This is a genomic window from Erythrobacter sp. Dej080120_24, from assembly GCF_036322605.1.
Classification (GTDB): domain Bacteria; phylum Pseudomonadota; class Alphaproteobacteria; order Sphingomonadales; family Sphingomonadaceae; genus Erythrobacter; species Erythrobacter aurantius.
Genome location: NZ_AP027262.1, coordinates 3,195,199 through 3,210,894, shown reverse-complemented (window position 1 = coordinate 3,210,894; position 15,696 = coordinate 3,195,199). Strand labels below are relative to the sequence as shown.

Genomic DNA, 15,696 nt, shown 5'->3' with positions numbered 1-15,696 from the left:
GTGCGATTGTGCAGAAACGCAGTCGAGCGGCAAGAATGTGGCTGGTTGTTCCGGTCGCGTTGGCCCTTGCATTTTTCTCAGGCGCGCATGCTCTGAGCAGCGTTTCAACGCGAACTTCGCCGGAATTTGCCCTTGCGGTTTTTCCTGGCAACGGTTTGGCCTATCAAGAAATTGCCTACCGCTCCTTTGTCGGAGGAATGGGAATTGCATCTGGCCCGCCTCCATCGCGAGTGGGGAGATCGGGTCAATCGGTCGATGCGACTCAGGGATCTGGTGGGGTTAGGCTGGAGGACTTGCAGCGCTCGGCCATGGCTGCAAGGAGGGCGGCATTAATCGCCCTGAGCTACGAGCCTCTGCTTCCCAAGGCACATGTTCTCCTCGCCCTCTCCGAGAGGGATGCGTCCAGAAGCAAGCAAATCATCAACCTTGCCTCTCTGCTCAATCGCCGAGATACGGTTCTTCAGCGGCTCGTTTTGCAGACCAGGGTGGCAGATGGCGACTACCCGGCCATGATCGAAACATTGGACCAGATGCTGCGTGTGCGCCCCGAGCGCGGCGAGGAATTCTACCCCGTTCTCAACGAAGCTCTTCGGCAAGAGGCGACCATTCCTCAATTTGCAGAGCTGCTTGGGAAACCCTTGCCCTGGCGGGACCGATTCCTCGATTATGCTGTCGGGCAACCCTCAGCCCTCCCGAGCCTCGCCGCAATCCGTCAAGCCATTGTCATCGATCATCCGGTGTTTGACCAAAGGTTGATTGCAAACCTCGCCAATGCAGGCGATGTGGCAACTGCGCAAATCATCTACAACTTTGTCGGGCAGAGTACTTTCAGCTCCGCCTCAGGTTCGCGTGAGGCAAACTGGCTGGCCGATTATCCTCCCTTTGACTGGACTCTAGCTGATGAGGCGCGCTTTAGAGCGCAAACCAGCGACGATGGAAGAATTCTGGAATTCAATGTTGCCCCCGGCAATGGTGGCGTCATGGCAACAAAGCTGATGGCTAGCCCTGCAAGGGCTTTTACCGTTACTGTCCCTGCCGATGTCCAGCCCTCGGGCGCTTTGCAAGATATGAAGTTGATCTTGCGTTGCTGGGGGGATGCAGAGCCTTTCTTTGAAGAGTTATTCGCCGATCGTAACGGAGAGTTCCTCGTCGAAAACGCGCCTTCGTGCCAATACATGCAACTCGAAATCACAGCCAGGGCATGGACCGGTTCAGCTTCGATAGCCGGGCACCTTGAACCAGTTGTGATTGTTGATCGATAGTTCAAACGAGCTGGGGGGATCTACTGTATGCACCTAATCCATCCGGTAATCCTTTGCGGTGGCGGCGGAACCCGGCTTTGGCCGCTTAGTCGTAAGGCCAAGCCCAAGCCGTTTCTGCCTCTAGTGGAGGAAGAATCGCTCTTTCAGCAAGCAGTCCACCGGTTGGCGAAAGACAGCAGCTTTGCTCACCCAATTATCGTAGCTGGCTCAGACCATGTAGACCTGATCGAGTCCCAGCTTGGACAAGTTGAGGTCGCAAAACTGGTGATCGAACCCGTGGCCCGGAACACTGCGCCAGCTATCGCCCTTGCCGCTGACCTGCTCCCGCAGGATTCCATAATGCTGGTGTGTCCCAGTGATCACCACATTGCAAACCCCGAGGCCTTTCGGGATGCTGCCCGGGCGGCGGCAGAACTTGCCCGCGACAACTATCTAGTTGCTTTCGGAATTGCGCCTGACCGGCCGGAAACCGGATACGGCTATCTTGAACGGGGTGAAGCCCTCAAAGGGGGCTATACCATTGCGCGCTTTGTGGAGAAGCCTGATCTATCCCGCGCGCAGGCATATCTCGCCAGCGGTGATTTCAGCTGGAATGGCGGAATTTTTGCCTTTCGCGCAGGGCACTATCTCGAAGAATTGGCAACCCATCGCCCGGCGATGGCCCTTTTGGTCCAACGAGCCGTGGAAAAGGGCATTAGCGAAGGCAAGCGCTTCTATCCGGAAGCTGACGCCTTTGCAGCCATCGCCGGCGATTCTGTCGACTATGCCGTGATGGAAAACACGGCCAGGGCTGCGATGGTGCCGGTTGAGATGGGCTGGTCAGATATCGGCAACTGGTCGGCGCTCGCGGATGCGTTGAGCCACAAGGCTGATGGCGATGGCAATCTGGCCAAAGCTGGAACGGCTGATTTCGACGGCTGCTCAGGTGTGCTGACAATCTCCGATGGTCCGCGCATTTCGGCAGTTGGGCTTGAAGACATTTGCATCATCGTATCTGGCAACGAAGTCCTCGTGACAACCCGTGATGGCGCTCAGAGTGTCGGTAAACTTCCAGGAGCTGCAAACCAATGAGTGTCCGTCAGCTGGAAACCCGCATGGTCGAGAAGGTCTGGGGAAGGGACTGTCTCCCGGCTCCCTTTTCTGCGCCGCCCGGCAAGCGCATCGGTGAAATCTGGTTCGAACCTCCGCCCGAGCTCCCGGAGGTCCTGGTCAAATATCTATTCACCTCCGAAAAACTTTCGGTGCAGGTCCACCCGTCTGATGCCAATGCGATCGATGGAGAGGCCGGAAAGGAAGAGTGCTGGTTCGTTCTTGACGCAACCGACGATGCCTGTCTCGCCATCGGATTCGAACGGGAAGTCTCTCCTGCAGAAATCGCGGCTGCCGCCCGCGACGGCACGATCGAACAACTCCTGACCTGGCATCCAGCCAAGCCGGGCGACTTTTTCTACCTTCCCGCCGGCACCGTCCATGCGATCGGACCGGGACTGTCCCTGGTCGAAGTTCAGCAGAACAGTGACACGACTTTCCGTCTCTATGATTATGGTCGCCCGCGCGAACTTCATCTCGATCGCGCACTGACCGTATCAGACGGTGTTCCTTACGATCCGCGGCATCGCGGCAGGGTTGCGTCGCGTGGTCAGGTCTTGATTGATGGCAGGCACTTCAGGCTTGATCGTGTCGAAGGCCAGCCCGATTTGGCAACCTGCGAAGCCTATGTCGGAGCCTTGCTGGCGCTCCCTCTTGAAGGCGATATCGCTGCGCGGCAAGGTTCGGCGCGCGCGAAACCAGGCGAATGTCTATGCGCCAGTAGCCTTGAGGACCTCGATTTCAGCGGTGCCGGCTTGACGCTATTGACCCGGGCAGCCTGATTCTTGAAGCCTATCTGCTCGGGCGCTGTGATCTCCGGATCAGGCTATCACTGCAAAAATCCCCAGGGCACAGACACCGCCAAGGAATACAAGGATCAGATCGATTTCCCACCAGCTGCCATCCCGTGCACTGCGATCCTTAATGCCCAAGCGGGCAGCAATCCATGATCTGAGGAAATCGAGCATGGATCGGGCAATAAACCCAAGTGGCTCAATTGCGAACCCCGCAAACTTGGCGCCTTCCTGCCATGGGGAGAAGGAACGCGAATATCTTACCGATCCGCCTGAGGTTTGTGTTCCAAGCGCATCGCTAAGCCCACAATGCTTTCTCATCATCTCGGGCTCATACCCATGAGCCCCTCAGGTCTTTATGCCCTTATCTTCAATGACTGGGCTGGCGCACTGCAGTTGGCTCCGCCCATCATGCATTTGCATGCGGGACTGGCGATCCTCGTTGTCGCCCGATTGGTGCTTGGAGTGCCTTTCCGATCATTCTGGTTGCTCGGAATTGTCACTCTGGCAGCTCTTGCCAAGGAGGCAGCAGACTTTGCCTATCACGGCGCGGTCAAACCTGACTCACTGAGCGATATTATGTACACCATCGCCTGGCCGGCCGCGATAGTCATCGCTGCAAGGGTGCGTCCGTCGGTCAGGGAGCGACGCTAACAGACTGATTTCGGCCTTGCACTGACCAAATGTTGTTTGCTGTTCTGGCAAGACGCAGACCACGGGGTCGAAAGGGAAGAACGTCACCGGGTTATTCCTGCCTTCAGCCACGCAGGCGCAAATCCTGCCGCGCAGCGCGCTGATCGAAGGCACTGTTGTCAGTGCACGGGAAGGTGAAACCGGCACCTTTTCTCCAGACGAAAGATCGCGCCGGATTGTCGCCCGCCCGGATATCAAGGCCGGGAACATCCTCTAGACCAACGCCCGCGGCGCTCTCGCGATTGTGTTTGCGGACAGGACGCAGGTTCGCCTTGCAAGGAACCCGTCCTTGGCGATGCCGTTAAGACCGCCAGCCGTGTTGAAGGACAGTGCAAGGAACTGGGCGTGCCAATCGTGATCGGCGAAGCCACCGCACTTCGCGCAGGCGACAAATTTGCGCTCAAGAGCCTCGGCAAGGTGTCTTTGAGAGGCAAGGCAAGCGCACTCGAGGTTTACACCCTACGTGAAGATACTTAGCGGTTGGTGCAAACACCAAATCCGGGAGCAAATTCTGTGGAAAGTGGGTGACGCGACTGCCTCGCACACGACCCGGCATGGGGACATCGCACGCGACTATTGCCAATCCCGCAGGGAGCAGATCGGCATGCCAGTTGGGCAAGCGACCTGCATAGGTGGAACGTTAAGTGCCTAATAACCAGATGGTTTTCGGCACTATTTGAATCGTTGCCGACGCGGCGGCGGGCCGGTCTTTGGTCGCGCGGAACCTGTGACCGCCGCCGGACTGCACAATTGCCGAGTAAAAGGCTGCGATCTTGAGAACTGGTTCCGTTTTGAGAATGAATGCGTTATCCTGTTGTTAGTTGATGCTTGTGCTTGAGTGTCCAGCTGACCGCGTCCGCTTTGGAACGCTGAGCAGGAGGTCTGTGTCGATCGTGGATATGGAGGCAAACCAGTCATGACAGCCGTCAAGGAATATCTGGGTCCGCTCCGCTTTCGCCATGTTCTGACAGCGATTGCTGGGCTCACCCTCGCCAGCGTTCCGGTGTCGGCAATTGCGCAGGACACGACCGAGGAACGCATGCGCCGTGCTGAGGCGGAGATCCGCGCCTTGCAGAGAGCCATTTTCCCCGGGGGGGATGAACGGTTTTTCGAAAATCAGGGATCATCCGGTACTGGTGCGGCACGCAATGCCCAGGATATGCTCACCCGCCTCGAGGCGCTCGAGATGCGCCTTCGTCGCCTCGAAGGGCGCACCGAGGCGCTTTACACCAACCTCATGGCAAGTGAAGCGCGTCTCGCAGCGATGGAAAGTTCACAAGGCGTTAGCCGGGTTAGTGAGGAACCGCAGCGGATCGCTTCCAGATCGATTGCAGCACGCTCTCCGGGAGGAGCCATGCCTGCAGGTGATCCGATCGCTCAGCGTTTCGCTTCGATCCAGGCCATCCCCCGGCCAGAAACGCAGGATCCGGGCGAGGATGAATACACATATGGCTTCCGCCTTTGGGACGCCGGTTTTTACGCCGAGGCAAGGCAACAGCTTCAGGGTTTCATCGAAGACTATCCCGACCATCCCAGAGCCAGTTTCGGGCGGAATCTGCTCGGACGAGCGTTTCTTGATGACGGATTGCATGACGATGCAGCACGCTGGTTTGCAGCCAATTACCTGGCAGACAAGTCCGGCCCCCGGGCTCCCGACAGCCTGCTGTTTCTTGCAGAAGCACTGATCAAACAGGGTGAAACCCGCCGCGCCTGCATTGCACTTGCCGAGTTTGCCGAAGTCTACCGCTCAGCTGCAACAGGCCGGCTTGCCGAACAGTATTTTGCCACTTTGCGCAAGGTAACCTGCTCCTGACCACTGTGGGTGTCGGCTGATCGAAGTCGGATGTTTCGGGACCAGTGCGACGTCTCCCTCTGGTTCTCGAGCAGAAAAGTTCTGGTGCCTGCTAGCGCCAGCGCTTGATTGCATCAGCCGCTTCTTCGCTGGCTCCTTTCGCATCACGCGTGATGCTGTCGAGTCCGCCCCGTTCTGTCTTGATGTCCTCTCGCCCTTTGCTCTGACGCCGTTCCACTTCGGCTGAAATCTGCGAAGTGTCAGGAGCTGTTGGCAGGGAAGCGGTATTCGTTTGGCTCACTTGTCCCCTCGCGCGGACCTCCCCCGCACTGCTGGTGTTGGTGCGGCTGACTGGCGCAAATTCCGGCAATGACAATTCTGCTGCGATGTTGTCCTGAAGTTTCTCGGTAAAGTTGTCGACAAACCGCGATTGCAGCTGCTGACCGCGCTCGCTCATCTGGAACCCGATATCGTCGAAGCGCACAGGCCCATAATAATCGCGGTTGGCTTCGATCTCGGCCATTCCCCATTCGCGATAGGCCTGGCTCAGATTGAGCGTTCCCGACGCGCTGCTCGCTTCGTACCAGCTTGCCTGTTCTTCAAGACGGTTTGCCATCTCCTCGACGCGGCGAGCCTCTCGCGTGTAGCTCTCGGCTTCTGTCAGCGATCTGCCAAGACCGGTTGCGCTGGTAGATACCTGCGATACCGAGCTCGAACTCGTTTCGCGCAAGAACCCTTCGCGCGTGTTCGACCAGTTTCTGCTGTTCGACAGCTGGCTAAGGGATCCGGTGATCCGGCTTCTTTCTTCTGATGCGATTCCGATATCGCTGTCGGTCCAGGTCTGGTTTCGGCCGCCGCGTGCTCCCAGCTGTGCATCGAGCGCATCATCCTGCGCGCGCGCTGCCGCGCCCGCATCAGCGTTGAGGAACCAAGCCACCGATATATCGTCAGAGGCCCTGCGCGACAGGCCGAACTGTCGCTGAAGGGCTCTTGAGGAGTTCTCGATTTCACTGAAGGCCGCTGCAATACTGTCGCTAGTGCTACTTCCCGCGATTGTTTCGGAACTTCGGCTTTGGGCATAGGCATTCCGGATTTCGCTGAACCGGGTGAGCGCAGCGCTCGTCGATTGCTGGGCGAGGTTGGCAAAAGTCTCGCTCTGCGTCCGGCTCTGGTTCGCTATTGTACCGAGACGCCCGGTGAAGTCCTGCCCCAGTGTCGGCGTGAACGGATAGCTTGAATTCGGGACAGCAGCGAACTCGCCATCGGGGAAGCTGGTGGTCTGCGTGCCGCTGTTGCTGAAACCACGCGTCTGCGTGGCGCCATAGGCGATGTTGGGTGCAAGATTGCCCTGCGCAAACTGGCGGGAAAACACCGTCGAATTGTCGATGTTCGAATTGCCAAGCGAGACATTGCCGGTGCTCGCTTCGCGCGAGGCTTCCTCGGCCGCGTTCTGACTCGGATTGAGATAACTCGTTGCCTGGCCCGAAATCGCCAGCGCACCACGTGCCACCCCGCCGGCAAGGAACGGGATCGAGGCGACAAGATAGCCCGCCAAGATGCCGATATCACTGTTGACGTCGCTCATGCCGGCAAAGGTCGCGAGGCTGAGGCCTGTGCTGCCTCCAGCGGCGGCGACATCGACCGCGCCCTTGAACATCAGGATCATGTGCAGGATGACGAAGAGCGGTCCCCACGCCGCAAGGTAGAAGAAGCCGGTGACGTAACCTCTCAGTGCAATGGGCCCGGTCCGCGGCATCAGGAACAGCGGAAACAGGACAGGGAACAGCGCGTAGAACACCACTGTCAGCACGACATTGAGGATAGGGACCCATTTCATCGCGTTGTGCGCGATCGAGGAATAGGTCCGCTCGGTCTGAATATCGGCCCGGGTCTGCGCGAAGACGTCAATGCTGCCGGTGCCGCTCGCCCCGGCAAAGCCATGCATGGCCTGGTTCATGGCATTGATCGTCAGCACCTGGCGAAAGATGTCGCTCGCGCTGCGCGAGATGCCGGTGAGATACTGATAGGCAATCGGGAGATCGGCCATGAGCTTGGCCTTGGCGAGCGCTTCGGTCTGGCGCGGATAGAGCTGACGCCCCGCGACAAGCGTCATCTCGTCAATGAGGCTCGCCCATTGCCCCGACAGCGCGGTGTAGGCTTCGCGGCAGGTGATGATCGAGGCCGTCACGCTGTCGTCGGCCTGCCGGGTCAGGAATTTCTGCGCGCGCGCCGCGCTTCCCGGCGCAATGCTTGCCCAGATGTCGTCGCTCTCAGAAAGCTCCTTCATCGAGTAGCGGCCGAGCAATAGGTCATAGAACACGCATTGCTGGACGTGTTCATCGAAGTTGGTGGCGAACTCAGGATCGGCAATGCGCAGCGATTTCGTCGCCTCAAAGAGGCGCGCGCCATAGATAATGCCGTTCTTCGAGTAGTTGAGGTCATCCGGCAGGCCGAATACGAGCTCGGCCGAGCGGGTCAGATAGTCCCCCGCCTGACTGGTGAAGCTTGCCATCAGGGAGAGCCCGAGCGGGACATTGGCCACCGTTGCCGGTGCAAGGCTGGGATTAACCCGGTCGGTCACATGGACGTCCATGCGCGGCACCATCAAGCACATGTAGATGAGCGTCGCACCGAGGAACCAGTTGAGCCAGGCGCGCCAGTCCTGGTTGAACGCGACCACGATGACGCCAAGCACCATGCCCATCACCAGCGCGACCTGGATCAGGCTCTTGTAGCCGCCCGCGCCGGTCCAGGCGGCAACGGCGTTGAGGACATTGACGATGTACTCGCCGCCGCCGACCGTGAATATCTCGACCATGCTGCCTGACCCTTATGGAACGATGGAACGGGATTGCATCCCGCGCGACCAGTCGAGCGCGGCAGCCATCGACGGCGACATCGAAGCGGCGAGCATGTTCTCGATCATCGCGGTTTTCTCGATGATCTGCATGATCGCGGAGACCCGCGCCTGTCCGGTTGCTTGCCTCTGGGCGAGGCTTGACCGGACCTCGGCGACCTGAGCGCGCCAGATCGCAAGCTTGGCTTCATCGGCCGCGATGAAACTCGCCATCGAGCGTCCAGCCTCTGCGGTGATGCGCTCGAGAATGGCATAGAGGAGATCGATGCTGGCGATCTCGGCCAGCGTGTCGCGGTCGTCGGTTGCCATCCCGCGACCATAGGCCGCCTGAACTGTCAGGATCTTGTAGAGCGGGACCGAGGCTACCTGCAGGAGCTCCTTCTCTTCGTTCCCAATTGCAGTATCGCTGCGGATGGCCTCCACCATGCTACCAATGAGCCGAGCCACACGAGGCCGGATGGCTTTCGCACTCGTCAGGCTCATCTGCTGGAAGGTCGGATTGAGGCACTGGTCGGGCTCATCGCATCGGAACACCCGCACTGACTGACCCTGTGTCCCGTCAAGCAGCGCGGTTACCAGAGTTGATGAGGCATCGCCTGCGAAAGGCACGAACTTGCCCGCCTCGTCATCGCTTGGTGGAACATAGATCACCGTGCCAATGAGCGTCATCGCATATTCGGCGAGGTCACGGTCGAAGGTCCCGCCGGGGTTAAAGAAGGCGCTCTTTTTGAGGACGTGCCAGGTGTAGTTGCGCGCGACGCCGGGATTGACGTCAGCATAGTCAGTGCCGGCGCTGTCATTGGTTGAAGCGCGTTGTCCGCGTGTGCCGCAGCCATGCTTGGCTGCGGCGTAATCGGTGAAGATCCCTTCCGAATTGCCGATCGCTTCGCAGATCGCCTTGTCGGCCAGATCGCCCTTGGGCCAGATGCCGCCGACTAACCCTTGCGCCATCTCGCAGGAGTTAATCGAGAGATTATTCATGATCTGAGCCTTTTGGCTGAACTCCTGCATGATCTTGTTGCACTCGGGGCAGACGGTATCGATCGCCAGGCTGAAAGCGAAACCGACCGCATTGTTTGCGACCGCCTTCATGAGCGCGACCATCTCGCTTGCATTGATGAAGGAAAAGGAGCCGGCAAAGATGTCGATCCCGCCGCAGCCTGCCCGTGCTCTTGGGAGTTGGAGATTAGCAATGTTGGTCGTCTTTTGCGGAAAGCGCGTCCAGACATTGCCGAGGCTGTAATAGCCTGCTGACTGGCCTTCGAACGCGGTCGGGCCGGTGACATTCGCCGCCGCCCCCATATCGTCCATGAACCGGTCCATGCTGTCGCCTACATTTGCAGCGACCGGTGAAGCAGCCATGCTGGCTGCGGCTAGGGTGAGCGCCGCATTGCGAATGCTAGTAATCATGTCCGGCTTCCTTTGCGGTGAGGAGGTAGATGCGGTCCTTGAGCTCGTCGGCCGAGAGCACGCCATAACCAATCGGGATCGGGCGCTTCGCGACGCTGTCCCACAGTACCAGAGCCGGGGTGATCCCGGGCTCGAGACCCATGCGCGGACGCTGGCCGCTTTCGACCTTGTAGTCAGGGAAGTGCCGCGAGGGTCCGCCGTCGGTTGAGATCGCCCGCACCGTGATGCGCCAGCGATCCGCGACCGATCTGACGATTGGGCTCATGACCTCGCAAGCGCCGCAGGTCTGGGCAAAGAAATAGAACAGGCCGTAGCGCTCGGAGAGCCGCGCCATCACCGCGTCGCGATCGGCAGCGCGTGCATCCTGCCATTGCTTCTTGGCAAGCGCGCCGACCGGGCGCTCAAGCGTATAGTCAAGTTCGGGATCCTGCCAGATGGCGCGCTGCCAGACATCGGAGAACAACGAAGCCCGGTCGAGCTGGGCACGCTGGAAGCGGATATAGGCGGTGACGTTTTCCGGCGTCGGATAGAGGATCGCGCGCGCCTTGAGTTCGCGTAAGGTCCCCGTGACCGCGTCGAGTTCTTGCGTGGCGGTTACCTGGGCCGGTGGCTGCGCCTTCTGCGGCTCCTCCGCCGGCACCGGCTTTACGCAATAGAACCAGTAGCCGAGCCTGCGCTGCTCGCAGTAGAGGCTGTCTGCCGAGGCAGCTGGCTCTGTCTGGCGCGCTTCCTGGGCAACTGCCCGAACGGGAAGCAGTGCAGCGAGACACATGGCCAAGACTGGGAGGCCCAGCATCGGCAGTGATTGGCGGCGCGTCATTGGCCACTCCTTGCGTAATAGTCTTCGATTTTCTGCTGGATGAGGATGGAGGTCTCGAGCTCGTCGGGCAGCCGCGCGGCATCGGTGAACTCGGCAAAGACTTCGCTGAAATCCATGCGGGAAAGATCGAGCTGCGCGAATTCGTCGAGTGTGAACCCCTCGCACTGCTCTTCCTTGGGCTTGTCCCAGGGCTTGGGCAGCTGGCGCCGACCCTGTTCCTGGAGGATGCGCGAGAGTTTGCTCTCGAAGCAGCAATAGACCTTCTTCTTGGTCAGGCAGACACCGAGGAACTTGTCCGAGCAATAGGTCCCGACATAGGCGCACAGCCCCTGCGCATCGCGCTGGTGGAGCAGCACTTCCTCGCGGTCGCAGCCGAGCGCAACCAGCAGGCTGATGCCGGGGATGAGCGGGAAGCCCTTGCCCTTGCAGCAATTGAGCACGCCGAAGACCTTGGACGAGCAGGTGTTGCGCGTTCCCCGGAACAGGGTCAGCGTCTCCGGATCGAATTGCCCGCGCGCTTCGTCCATCGCATGAAGTGCTGTGACGGCATCTTTGAACTCGTCGTTGGCGGTGCGCTCGATCGTCTCGCAGCTGCCGTCGATGCAATAGACATCGCCGTCGCACACATATTGGGTGGTGCTGTCGGTCCCGGGGAGCGGGCACTCGTAGATGCGCTCCCAGGTCTCGCAAGGGTCCTCGTCGGTGATGCACTCTTCGCGGACAAAGCGGCATTCCCCCTGGCTTTCGATGTCAGAGCAGTCGGACGCCGCTTCGCGCGCGATGCAGGTGTAGCTGCGCTGCCATTCCCAGCAAGGCCGGGTTACCGCTACGCCATTGATCATCCGGGTTTGAGGAGCGCTATCGATGCACACCTCGTTACCGAGGGTGCAGTCTGAGTTGTTGGCAAACCCGCTGCAGTGGCTGTCATCCGGTGCGGTGTCGACAGCGGTGTCGGTGGTCACCGCATAATGGGTGTAGCGATTATCAGGCGCGTCGCAGCTGATCTCGGCGATTGGTTCCCCCGGTTCCGAGCAGAAGCGATTGGTGCCATTGCCGCGCCATTCGAGGCATGGGCCGGGCCGATAGCCGGTGGCTTGGCACGAACCGCTGTTGAATCCAGCACACAGCGGCTGCCCGAAACTGGCGCCGTCCTCGCTGCAGAGATAATGCCATTGCCGGTTCGAAGTGACCTGTGCGACGAGCGGGACAGCGCACTGCCCTGCTGATTGCTCGATCCTGGTACCTGCGTTGCAGGTGGCGGTATAGGTTCCGCCGCTAGCCGATCCCGGTGGCAGCGGGATGCAAGCACCTTGGCTGCCCGAGAGGGTCATGCCGCTGGTGTAGTCGAGCGGCGCCTTGTTGATTGCGATACTTCGCTTGATAACCTCCTCAATGTCCTTGGTCTCGAAGCGGGCCCGATTGGCGATGCTGTCGCGCATGGCGCGATAGCCTTGGTGTCCGGTGGCCGCCGCCGCGGCATTGCTCTCGATCCGGTCGGGATCGTCGGCGAGCGTTTCGAGCCCACGCACGGCATTGCGATCGTAGTTGGGGAGCGTGGATGCGTCAGGCTGCGACCGGGCAGCTTCTTGCGCGTCGCCGCGCAGGCTTTCGCCAAAGGCCTTTCCGTCCGCCCGCGCGTTCTGCTGCTGCGCGGACAGGGGCGCGGCGATTGCGAGAAGGGCGAGCAGTCCCAGGCTAAGCGATTGTGTGAACTTCATGGCCGCTCTCCTTCGAGGCGGCGGAGATGGAGGGCTGCGAGCTGCGCGCCCGGACCGCCTCCCGAAGCGAAGGTGTCGAGCACTTCGGCAACGCTGATATTGCCGGCGATGCGGTCGTGTGGCGGCACCTCGCTGGTGCAATCGAACCCGTCGCATGGGCTGAACTCGGTGCTCAGCATGACGAAGCTCGGTGCGGCCTCGATGTTGAAGGCGCGGAACAGCCTTGGATCGATGCCCAGCGAGCCGGCCGCGTCGCGTGTGCTCCAGATCGCAGCCAGGCGCTTCTTGAACGCTTCGCTGTTTCCTTGCGGGAAGCCGCGCAGCACGGTGACGCCTCCCGCCCTGGTCATGTCATGGACCAGCGCTTTCAGCGCTTCGGGCGGCATCGACAGGCTGGCAAAGGCAATGAAGCGCGGGGTTCCCCCGAGCGATGCCTTCTCGGCGGCGGCTTGCCCCGCGATCATCGCATCGAAGTCGAGGACGGCGTCGGTTTCGATTGCCTTGATGCTGTCCGCATAGGCCGCGCGATTGGCCTGCGCTTGCGCCTGGATAGCCTGTGCGTCCTCGGTCAGCGCCTCGGCGCGTTGGCGGGCATTAGTGCTGAGCGCCTGCGCATCATCGGCGTGCTGCGCCGCGCGCTCGCGGATCGCTTCGAGGTCGATGCCTTCGGGCGCGCTCTGGGCGAGAGCGAGACCACCGAGGGTGACGGCAAGGCCGACGGGCAAAAGGAGGAGGTGCTTGTTCATAGCGCGCAGCAGTTCCGCTTGCGCCAGACGAGATATCCCATGTCTTCGCCGATGGCGGGGATGACCTGTCCGGCCGATTGAAAGGTGGTGGAGGCGCCGATGGGCGGGCAGGCGTAACGGCCCGAGGTAGCCGGGTTTGGGTTGGTGGCCTGGAAGCGGTATTGCTGCTTGCGCATCACCGGCATCAAATATTTGCCGCACAGGCCCTTGGACCCCATCGTCCCCCACGAGACGAGTTCGCGGTGCAGCTTGTAGGCAAAGCGCGAGAGCACGAGCCGCGAGGCCTGGACGTGGCCTATGCTGGCCGAGACATTGCCGTTCATCGGATACATCGACCCCTGGCAGCCCGCGCACCAGAACATCTCGTCGATCGGCAGCTTCGCGGTCGAGGCGACGCAGTCGGCCGCACAGGCAGCGAGCGCCAGCGGGTTGGCGAAGAGCACGGCTTCGGGGTTGATGATCGCGGTGAGCTCGCTGTCCTGCCACAGCGGATCGATCTCGGAGATGTAAAGGATGTCGATCGATCCCGGCTCGAGGCACAGGAAATCGGCGACGATCTCCATCCAGTAGATCAGCGGATAGGCATACCAGTGGACATGCCAGCTCGAATAATACTGGCTCGCGCCGCCCACTGCCGATGGACCCGAGATCGAGCGGAAGCCGATATCGAAGCCAGGATCGAGTTTCATGCCGCCGAGGTTCACGAAGCACCAAGGCTTCATGCTGACATCGGCAAGCCGCACCGGTTCCCAGAAGCCCATCGCGATCCCGGGCCTCAGACCGCACAGGCACACCGGCAGGTCGGGGTTGTCGGGATCGGGCCGGCTCGACGGCCAGATGTCCAGCCCGCCGATGGAGATCGGGAACAGGCAAGACCAGCAGATGTCGGTGATCGGGTTGACGAAGCTGCCGGTGCAGCGTCCCGGACCGGCATCGGCCATGGCGGGCGTTGCGGTCGCTAGACCAAGAATGGCGGCCAGCATGAGCGCCAGCTTTCTTAAGTGCGTCATTGGGCTGTCCTCCTTTTCGGTGGCAGCGCGATTTCGCTGACCTCGAGCAGGCGGCCCTGCTGGCGCACGCGTGCGGGCACCGACCTGATCCCGAACCTTTCCGTGAGCTTGCCGCCCTGGTCGAAATAGAAGCGGCGTTGGCGGGCCTTCATCAGCTCGAGCGGCGCGCCCTTCACCAGGATCAGCTTGGCATTGGCGGCCTGCTTGAGCGCCCAGGCGAGCTGGTCGGGATCGTCGCCGTCGAGGAACAGGAGATCAGCGCGAAGGCCGACGCTGTCGAGCGGATTGACCCTCGTGCCGACGGCATGGATCAGCTCGCCTTTTGCCCCGCGGATATCGGCAGCGAGCGTAATCGTCGGATCGAAGTGCCAGCGCCGCGCTTCGCTGGCCCGGACAATCCCCGTGACAGGGTCGGGCCGGTTCACCCGCGCGATCGTGCGGCGTCTCAGGTCTTCATTGAGCCGCGCGGTCTCGCCCGAACGTTCCATCTGCGTCAGACGCGAATGGATCTGCTCGAGGAGGTCGCGCTCAATTACGGGAAACACCGTGCCGCGCTGGCCATAGTCGCGCGCCAGCACCTCGGCAGGGCAGAGCAGGACTGCAAGCAGCGCTGCAGGGAGGATGAGCTTGCTCACAGGATCGCCCTCCCGCTGCCGAGGATCTGGCCGCGGCAGACGAAGCCGATCTCGGCGTAGCGGCTGTCGAGGCCGCGGGGATGGCTGGTCCCGGTGTAGAAGCAGCCGTCGGGGATCGGTCCTTCGGGGCCTTTGTGAAGCGCAATGCCGAGACGGGTCTCATCGAGCCGCGCGGCGATCTTTTGACCGTTGATGAAGACCTCGTGACCGCGGTGGCTCACGACATCGCCCGGCACGCCGAGCACCCGTTTGCCGAAGAGCTGCGCGCCTTTCCCGAAATGGACTTCGACGAGCCTGCTTGTTGGCGGCTCGAAGAAGATCAGACTGCCGCGCTCGATCCGCGCATGCTTGTCGAGCCAGAAGGCCCAGTGGGGCAGGCTCGGGCTGGCATTGATGAGGAAGGCATGGTCTTTTGCGAAGGCGTCGACCGCGCCCCATACGAGCGGCAGCAGCACCAGGCCGGTCAGGACAAGCGGTCGTTTGATCGTGCGGACAAGACGAGAAGCAAAGTGCGTCACTGATCGCCTCCCTGCCCAAGCTGGCGGGCGATCCGCACGCGCAGTTCATCGGTAGCATCGGGGGCATCGCCCGCGAGCACCGCTTCGCCGACCAGCACCACGCGGCCATCGGCCCCCATTTCTGCAACAGCGCTTGTCGTGGCCTGGAGGAAGGCAAGCACGCGCGCCTGGCTGGCTTCGGGATCCTGTGCCCCGCGCGCTTCGGCATCGACGAAAGCCGCGATGGTCTCGGCAAGCCGGACGGTGACGATCTGCTGCCGCGGCTCGGACAGCTCGCGGCTGACCCAGGCTGCCCAGAGCAGTGCGGCAGCGAGCGCGAGCACGCCCAGAATTCTGAGCAAGAGCGGGCGAT

The 15,696-nt window shown here is 61.1% G+C and carries 15 protein-coding genes; 5 read left to right on the top strand and 10 right to left on the bottom strand.

What is annotated here, in order from left to right; all coding sequences use genetic code 11:
* Positions 1 to 35 precede the first annotated feature (35 nt).
* The 3 genes from AABA34_RS15415 to AABA34_RS15405 are packed head-to-tail and all read left to right on the top strand — an operon-like array spanning position 36 to position 3,133.
* Complete coding sequence (locus tag AABA34_RS15415; protein WP_338303251.1) at positions 36 to 1,262, top strand: hypothetical protein; 1,227 nt, start codon at positions 36 to 38, stop codon at positions 1,260 to 1,262.
* A gap of 27 nt (positions 1,263 to 1,289) precedes the next feature.
* Positions 1,290 to 2,333, top strand: coding sequence for a mannose-1-phosphate guanylyltransferase (locus AABA34_RS15410; protein WP_338303250.1), 1,044 nt, complete (start codon positions 1,290 to 1,292; stop codon positions 2,331 to 2,333).
* Positions 2,334 to 2,356: 23 nt separating this feature from the next.
* Entirely contained in the window at positions 2,357 to 3,133 is a 777-nt protein-coding gene (locus tag AABA34_RS15405; RefSeq protein WP_338303249.1) for a class I mannose-6-phosphate isomerase, read from the top strand.
* Between the two features lie 39 nt (positions 3,134 to 3,172).
* Here the strand turns inward: AABA34_RS15405 and AABA34_RS15400 are convergent, their stop codons facing one another.
* Entirely contained in the window at positions 3,173 to 3,469 is a 297-nt protein-coding gene (locus AABA34_RS15400; RefSeq protein WP_338303248.1) for a hypothetical protein, read from the bottom strand.
* 15 nt (positions 3,470 to 3,484) lie between these two features.
* On the opposite strand from AABA34_RS15400, the gene AABA34_RS15395 reads away from it, so the two are divergent.
* Complete coding sequence (locus AABA34_RS15395; protein WP_338303247.1) at positions 3,485 to 3,799, top strand: hypothetical protein; 315 nt, start codon at positions 3,485 to 3,487, stop codon at positions 3,797 to 3,799.
* 955 nt (positions 3,800 to 4,754) lie between these two features.
* The gene (locus tag AABA34_RS15390; protein WP_338303246.1) at positions 4,755 to 5,651 is read left to right on the top strand and encodes a tetratricopeptide repeat protein; all 897 of its coding nucleotides are present in this window, start codon (positions 4,755 to 4,757) and stop codon (positions 5,649 to 5,651) included.
* Positions 5,652 to 5,742: 91 nt separating this feature from the next.
* Here the strand turns inward: AABA34_RS15390 and AABA34_RS15385 are convergent, their stop codons facing one another.
* From AABA34_RS15385 to AABA34_RS15345, 9 genes are read right to left on the bottom strand one after another with little or no spacing between them, the layout of a single operon-like run.
* Positions 5,743 to 8,448, bottom strand: coding sequence for a conjugal transfer protein TraG N-terminal domain-containing protein (locus AABA34_RS15385; protein ID WP_338303245.1), 2,706 nt, complete (start codon positions 8,446 to 8,448; stop codon positions 5,743 to 5,745).
* A 12-nt stretch (positions 8,449 to 8,460) separates the two neighbouring features.
* The gene (locus AABA34_RS15380) at positions 8,461 to 9,897 is read right to left on the bottom strand and encodes a conjugal transfer protein TraH (protein WP_338303244.1); all 1,437 of its coding nucleotides are present in this window, start codon (positions 9,895 to 9,897) and stop codon (positions 8,461 to 8,463) included.
* Complete coding sequence (locus tag AABA34_RS15375; RefSeq protein ID WP_338303243.1) at positions 9,887 to 10,717, bottom strand: conjugal transfer protein TraF; 831 nt, start codon at positions 10,715 to 10,717, stop codon at positions 9,887 to 9,889. The genes AABA34_RS15380 and AABA34_RS15375 overlap by 11 nt, the downstream gene beginning before the upstream one ends.
* Entirely contained in the window at positions 10,714 to 12,435 is a 1,722-nt protein-coding gene (locus AABA34_RS15370; protein WP_338303242.1) for a conjugal transfer protein TraN, read from the bottom strand. The genes AABA34_RS15375 and AABA34_RS15370 overlap by 4 nt, the downstream gene beginning before the upstream one ends.
* Positions 12,432 to 13,181, bottom strand: a complete 750-nt coding sequence (gene trbC, locus AABA34_RS15365) for a type-F conjugative transfer system pilin assembly protein TrbC (protein ID WP_338303241.1) — start codon at positions 13,179 to 13,181, stop codon at positions 12,432 to 12,434. Before trbC ends, AABA34_RS15370 begins: the two co-directional genes overlap by 4 nt.
* Entirely contained in the window at positions 13,178 to 14,191 is a 1,014-nt protein-coding gene (gene traU / locus AABA34_RS15360; RefSeq protein WP_338303240.1) for a conjugal transfer pilus assembly protein TraU, read from the bottom strand. The genes trbC and traU overlap by 4 nt, the downstream gene beginning before the upstream one ends.
* Positions 14,188 to 14,826 (bottom strand): type-F conjugative transfer system protein TraW, encoded by a 639-nt coding sequence (gene traW / locus AABA34_RS15355; protein ID WP_338303239.1) that lies wholly within the window; start codon positions 14,824 to 14,826, stop codon positions 14,188 to 14,190. Before traW ends, traU begins: the two co-directional genes overlap by 4 nt.
* The gene (locus AABA34_RS15350) at positions 14,823 to 15,344 is read right to left on the bottom strand and encodes a S26 family signal peptidase (RefSeq protein WP_338303238.1); all 522 of its coding nucleotides are present in this window, start codon (positions 15,342 to 15,344) and stop codon (positions 14,823 to 14,825) included. The genes traW and AABA34_RS15350 overlap by 4 nt, the downstream gene beginning before the upstream one ends.
* The gene (locus AABA34_RS15345; RefSeq protein ID WP_338303237.1) at positions 15,341 to 15,685 is read right to left on the bottom strand and encodes a TrbI F-type domain-containing protein; all 345 of its coding nucleotides are present in this window, start codon (positions 15,683 to 15,685) and stop codon (positions 15,341 to 15,343) included. Before AABA34_RS15345 ends, AABA34_RS15350 begins: the two co-directional genes overlap by 4 nt.
* Between the last annotated feature and the right edge of the window lie 11 nt (positions 15,686 to 15,696).

Excerpts from the sequence above, each read along its gene's own strand:
- AABA34_RS15415 (WP_338303251.1), top strand. The coding sequence starts at position 36 with ATGTGGCTGGTTGTTCCGGTCGCGTTGGCCCTTGCATTTTTCTCAGGC.
- AABA34_RS15410 (WP_338303250.1), top strand. The coding sequence starts at position 1,290 with ATGCACCTAATCCATCCGGTAATCCTTTGCGGTGGCGGCGGAACCCGG.
- AABA34_RS15405 (WP_338303249.1), top strand. The coding sequence starts at position 2,357 with ATGGTCGAGAAGGTCTGGGGAAGGGACTGTCTCCCGGCTCCCTTTTCT.
- AABA34_RS15400 (WP_338303248.1), bottom strand. The coding sequence starts at position 3,469 with ATGATGAGAAAGCATTGTGGGCTTAGCGATGCGCTTGGAACACAAACC.
- AABA34_RS15395 (WP_338303247.1), top strand. The coding sequence starts at position 3,485 with ATGAGCCCCTCAGGTCTTTATGCCCTTATCTTCAATGACTGGGCTGGC.
- AABA34_RS15390 (WP_338303246.1), top strand. The coding sequence starts at position 4,755 with ATGACAGCCGTCAAGGAATATCTGGGTCCGCTCCGCTTTCGCCATGTT.
- AABA34_RS15385 (WP_338303245.1), bottom strand. The coding sequence starts at position 8,448 with ATGGTCGAGATATTCACGGTCGGCGGCGGCGAGTACATCGTCAATGTC.
- AABA34_RS15380 (WP_338303244.1), bottom strand. The coding sequence starts at position 9,897 with ATGATTACTAGCATTCGCAATGCGGCGCTCACCCTAGCCGCAGCCAGC.
- AABA34_RS15375 (WP_338303243.1), bottom strand. The coding sequence starts at position 10,717 with ATGACGCGCCGCCAATCACTGCCGATGCTGGGCCTCCCAGTCTTGGCC.
- AABA34_RS15370 (WP_338303242.1), bottom strand. The coding sequence starts at position 12,435 with ATGAAGTTCACACAATCGCTTAGCCTGGGACTGCTCGCCCTTCTCGCA.
- trbC (WP_338303241.1), bottom strand. The coding sequence starts at position 13,181 with ATGAACAAGCACCTCCTCCTTTTGCCCGTCGGCCTTGCCGTCACCCTC.
- traU (WP_338303240.1), bottom strand. The coding sequence starts at position 14,191 with ATGACGCACTTAAGAAAGCTGGCGCTCATGCTGGCCGCCATTCTTGGT.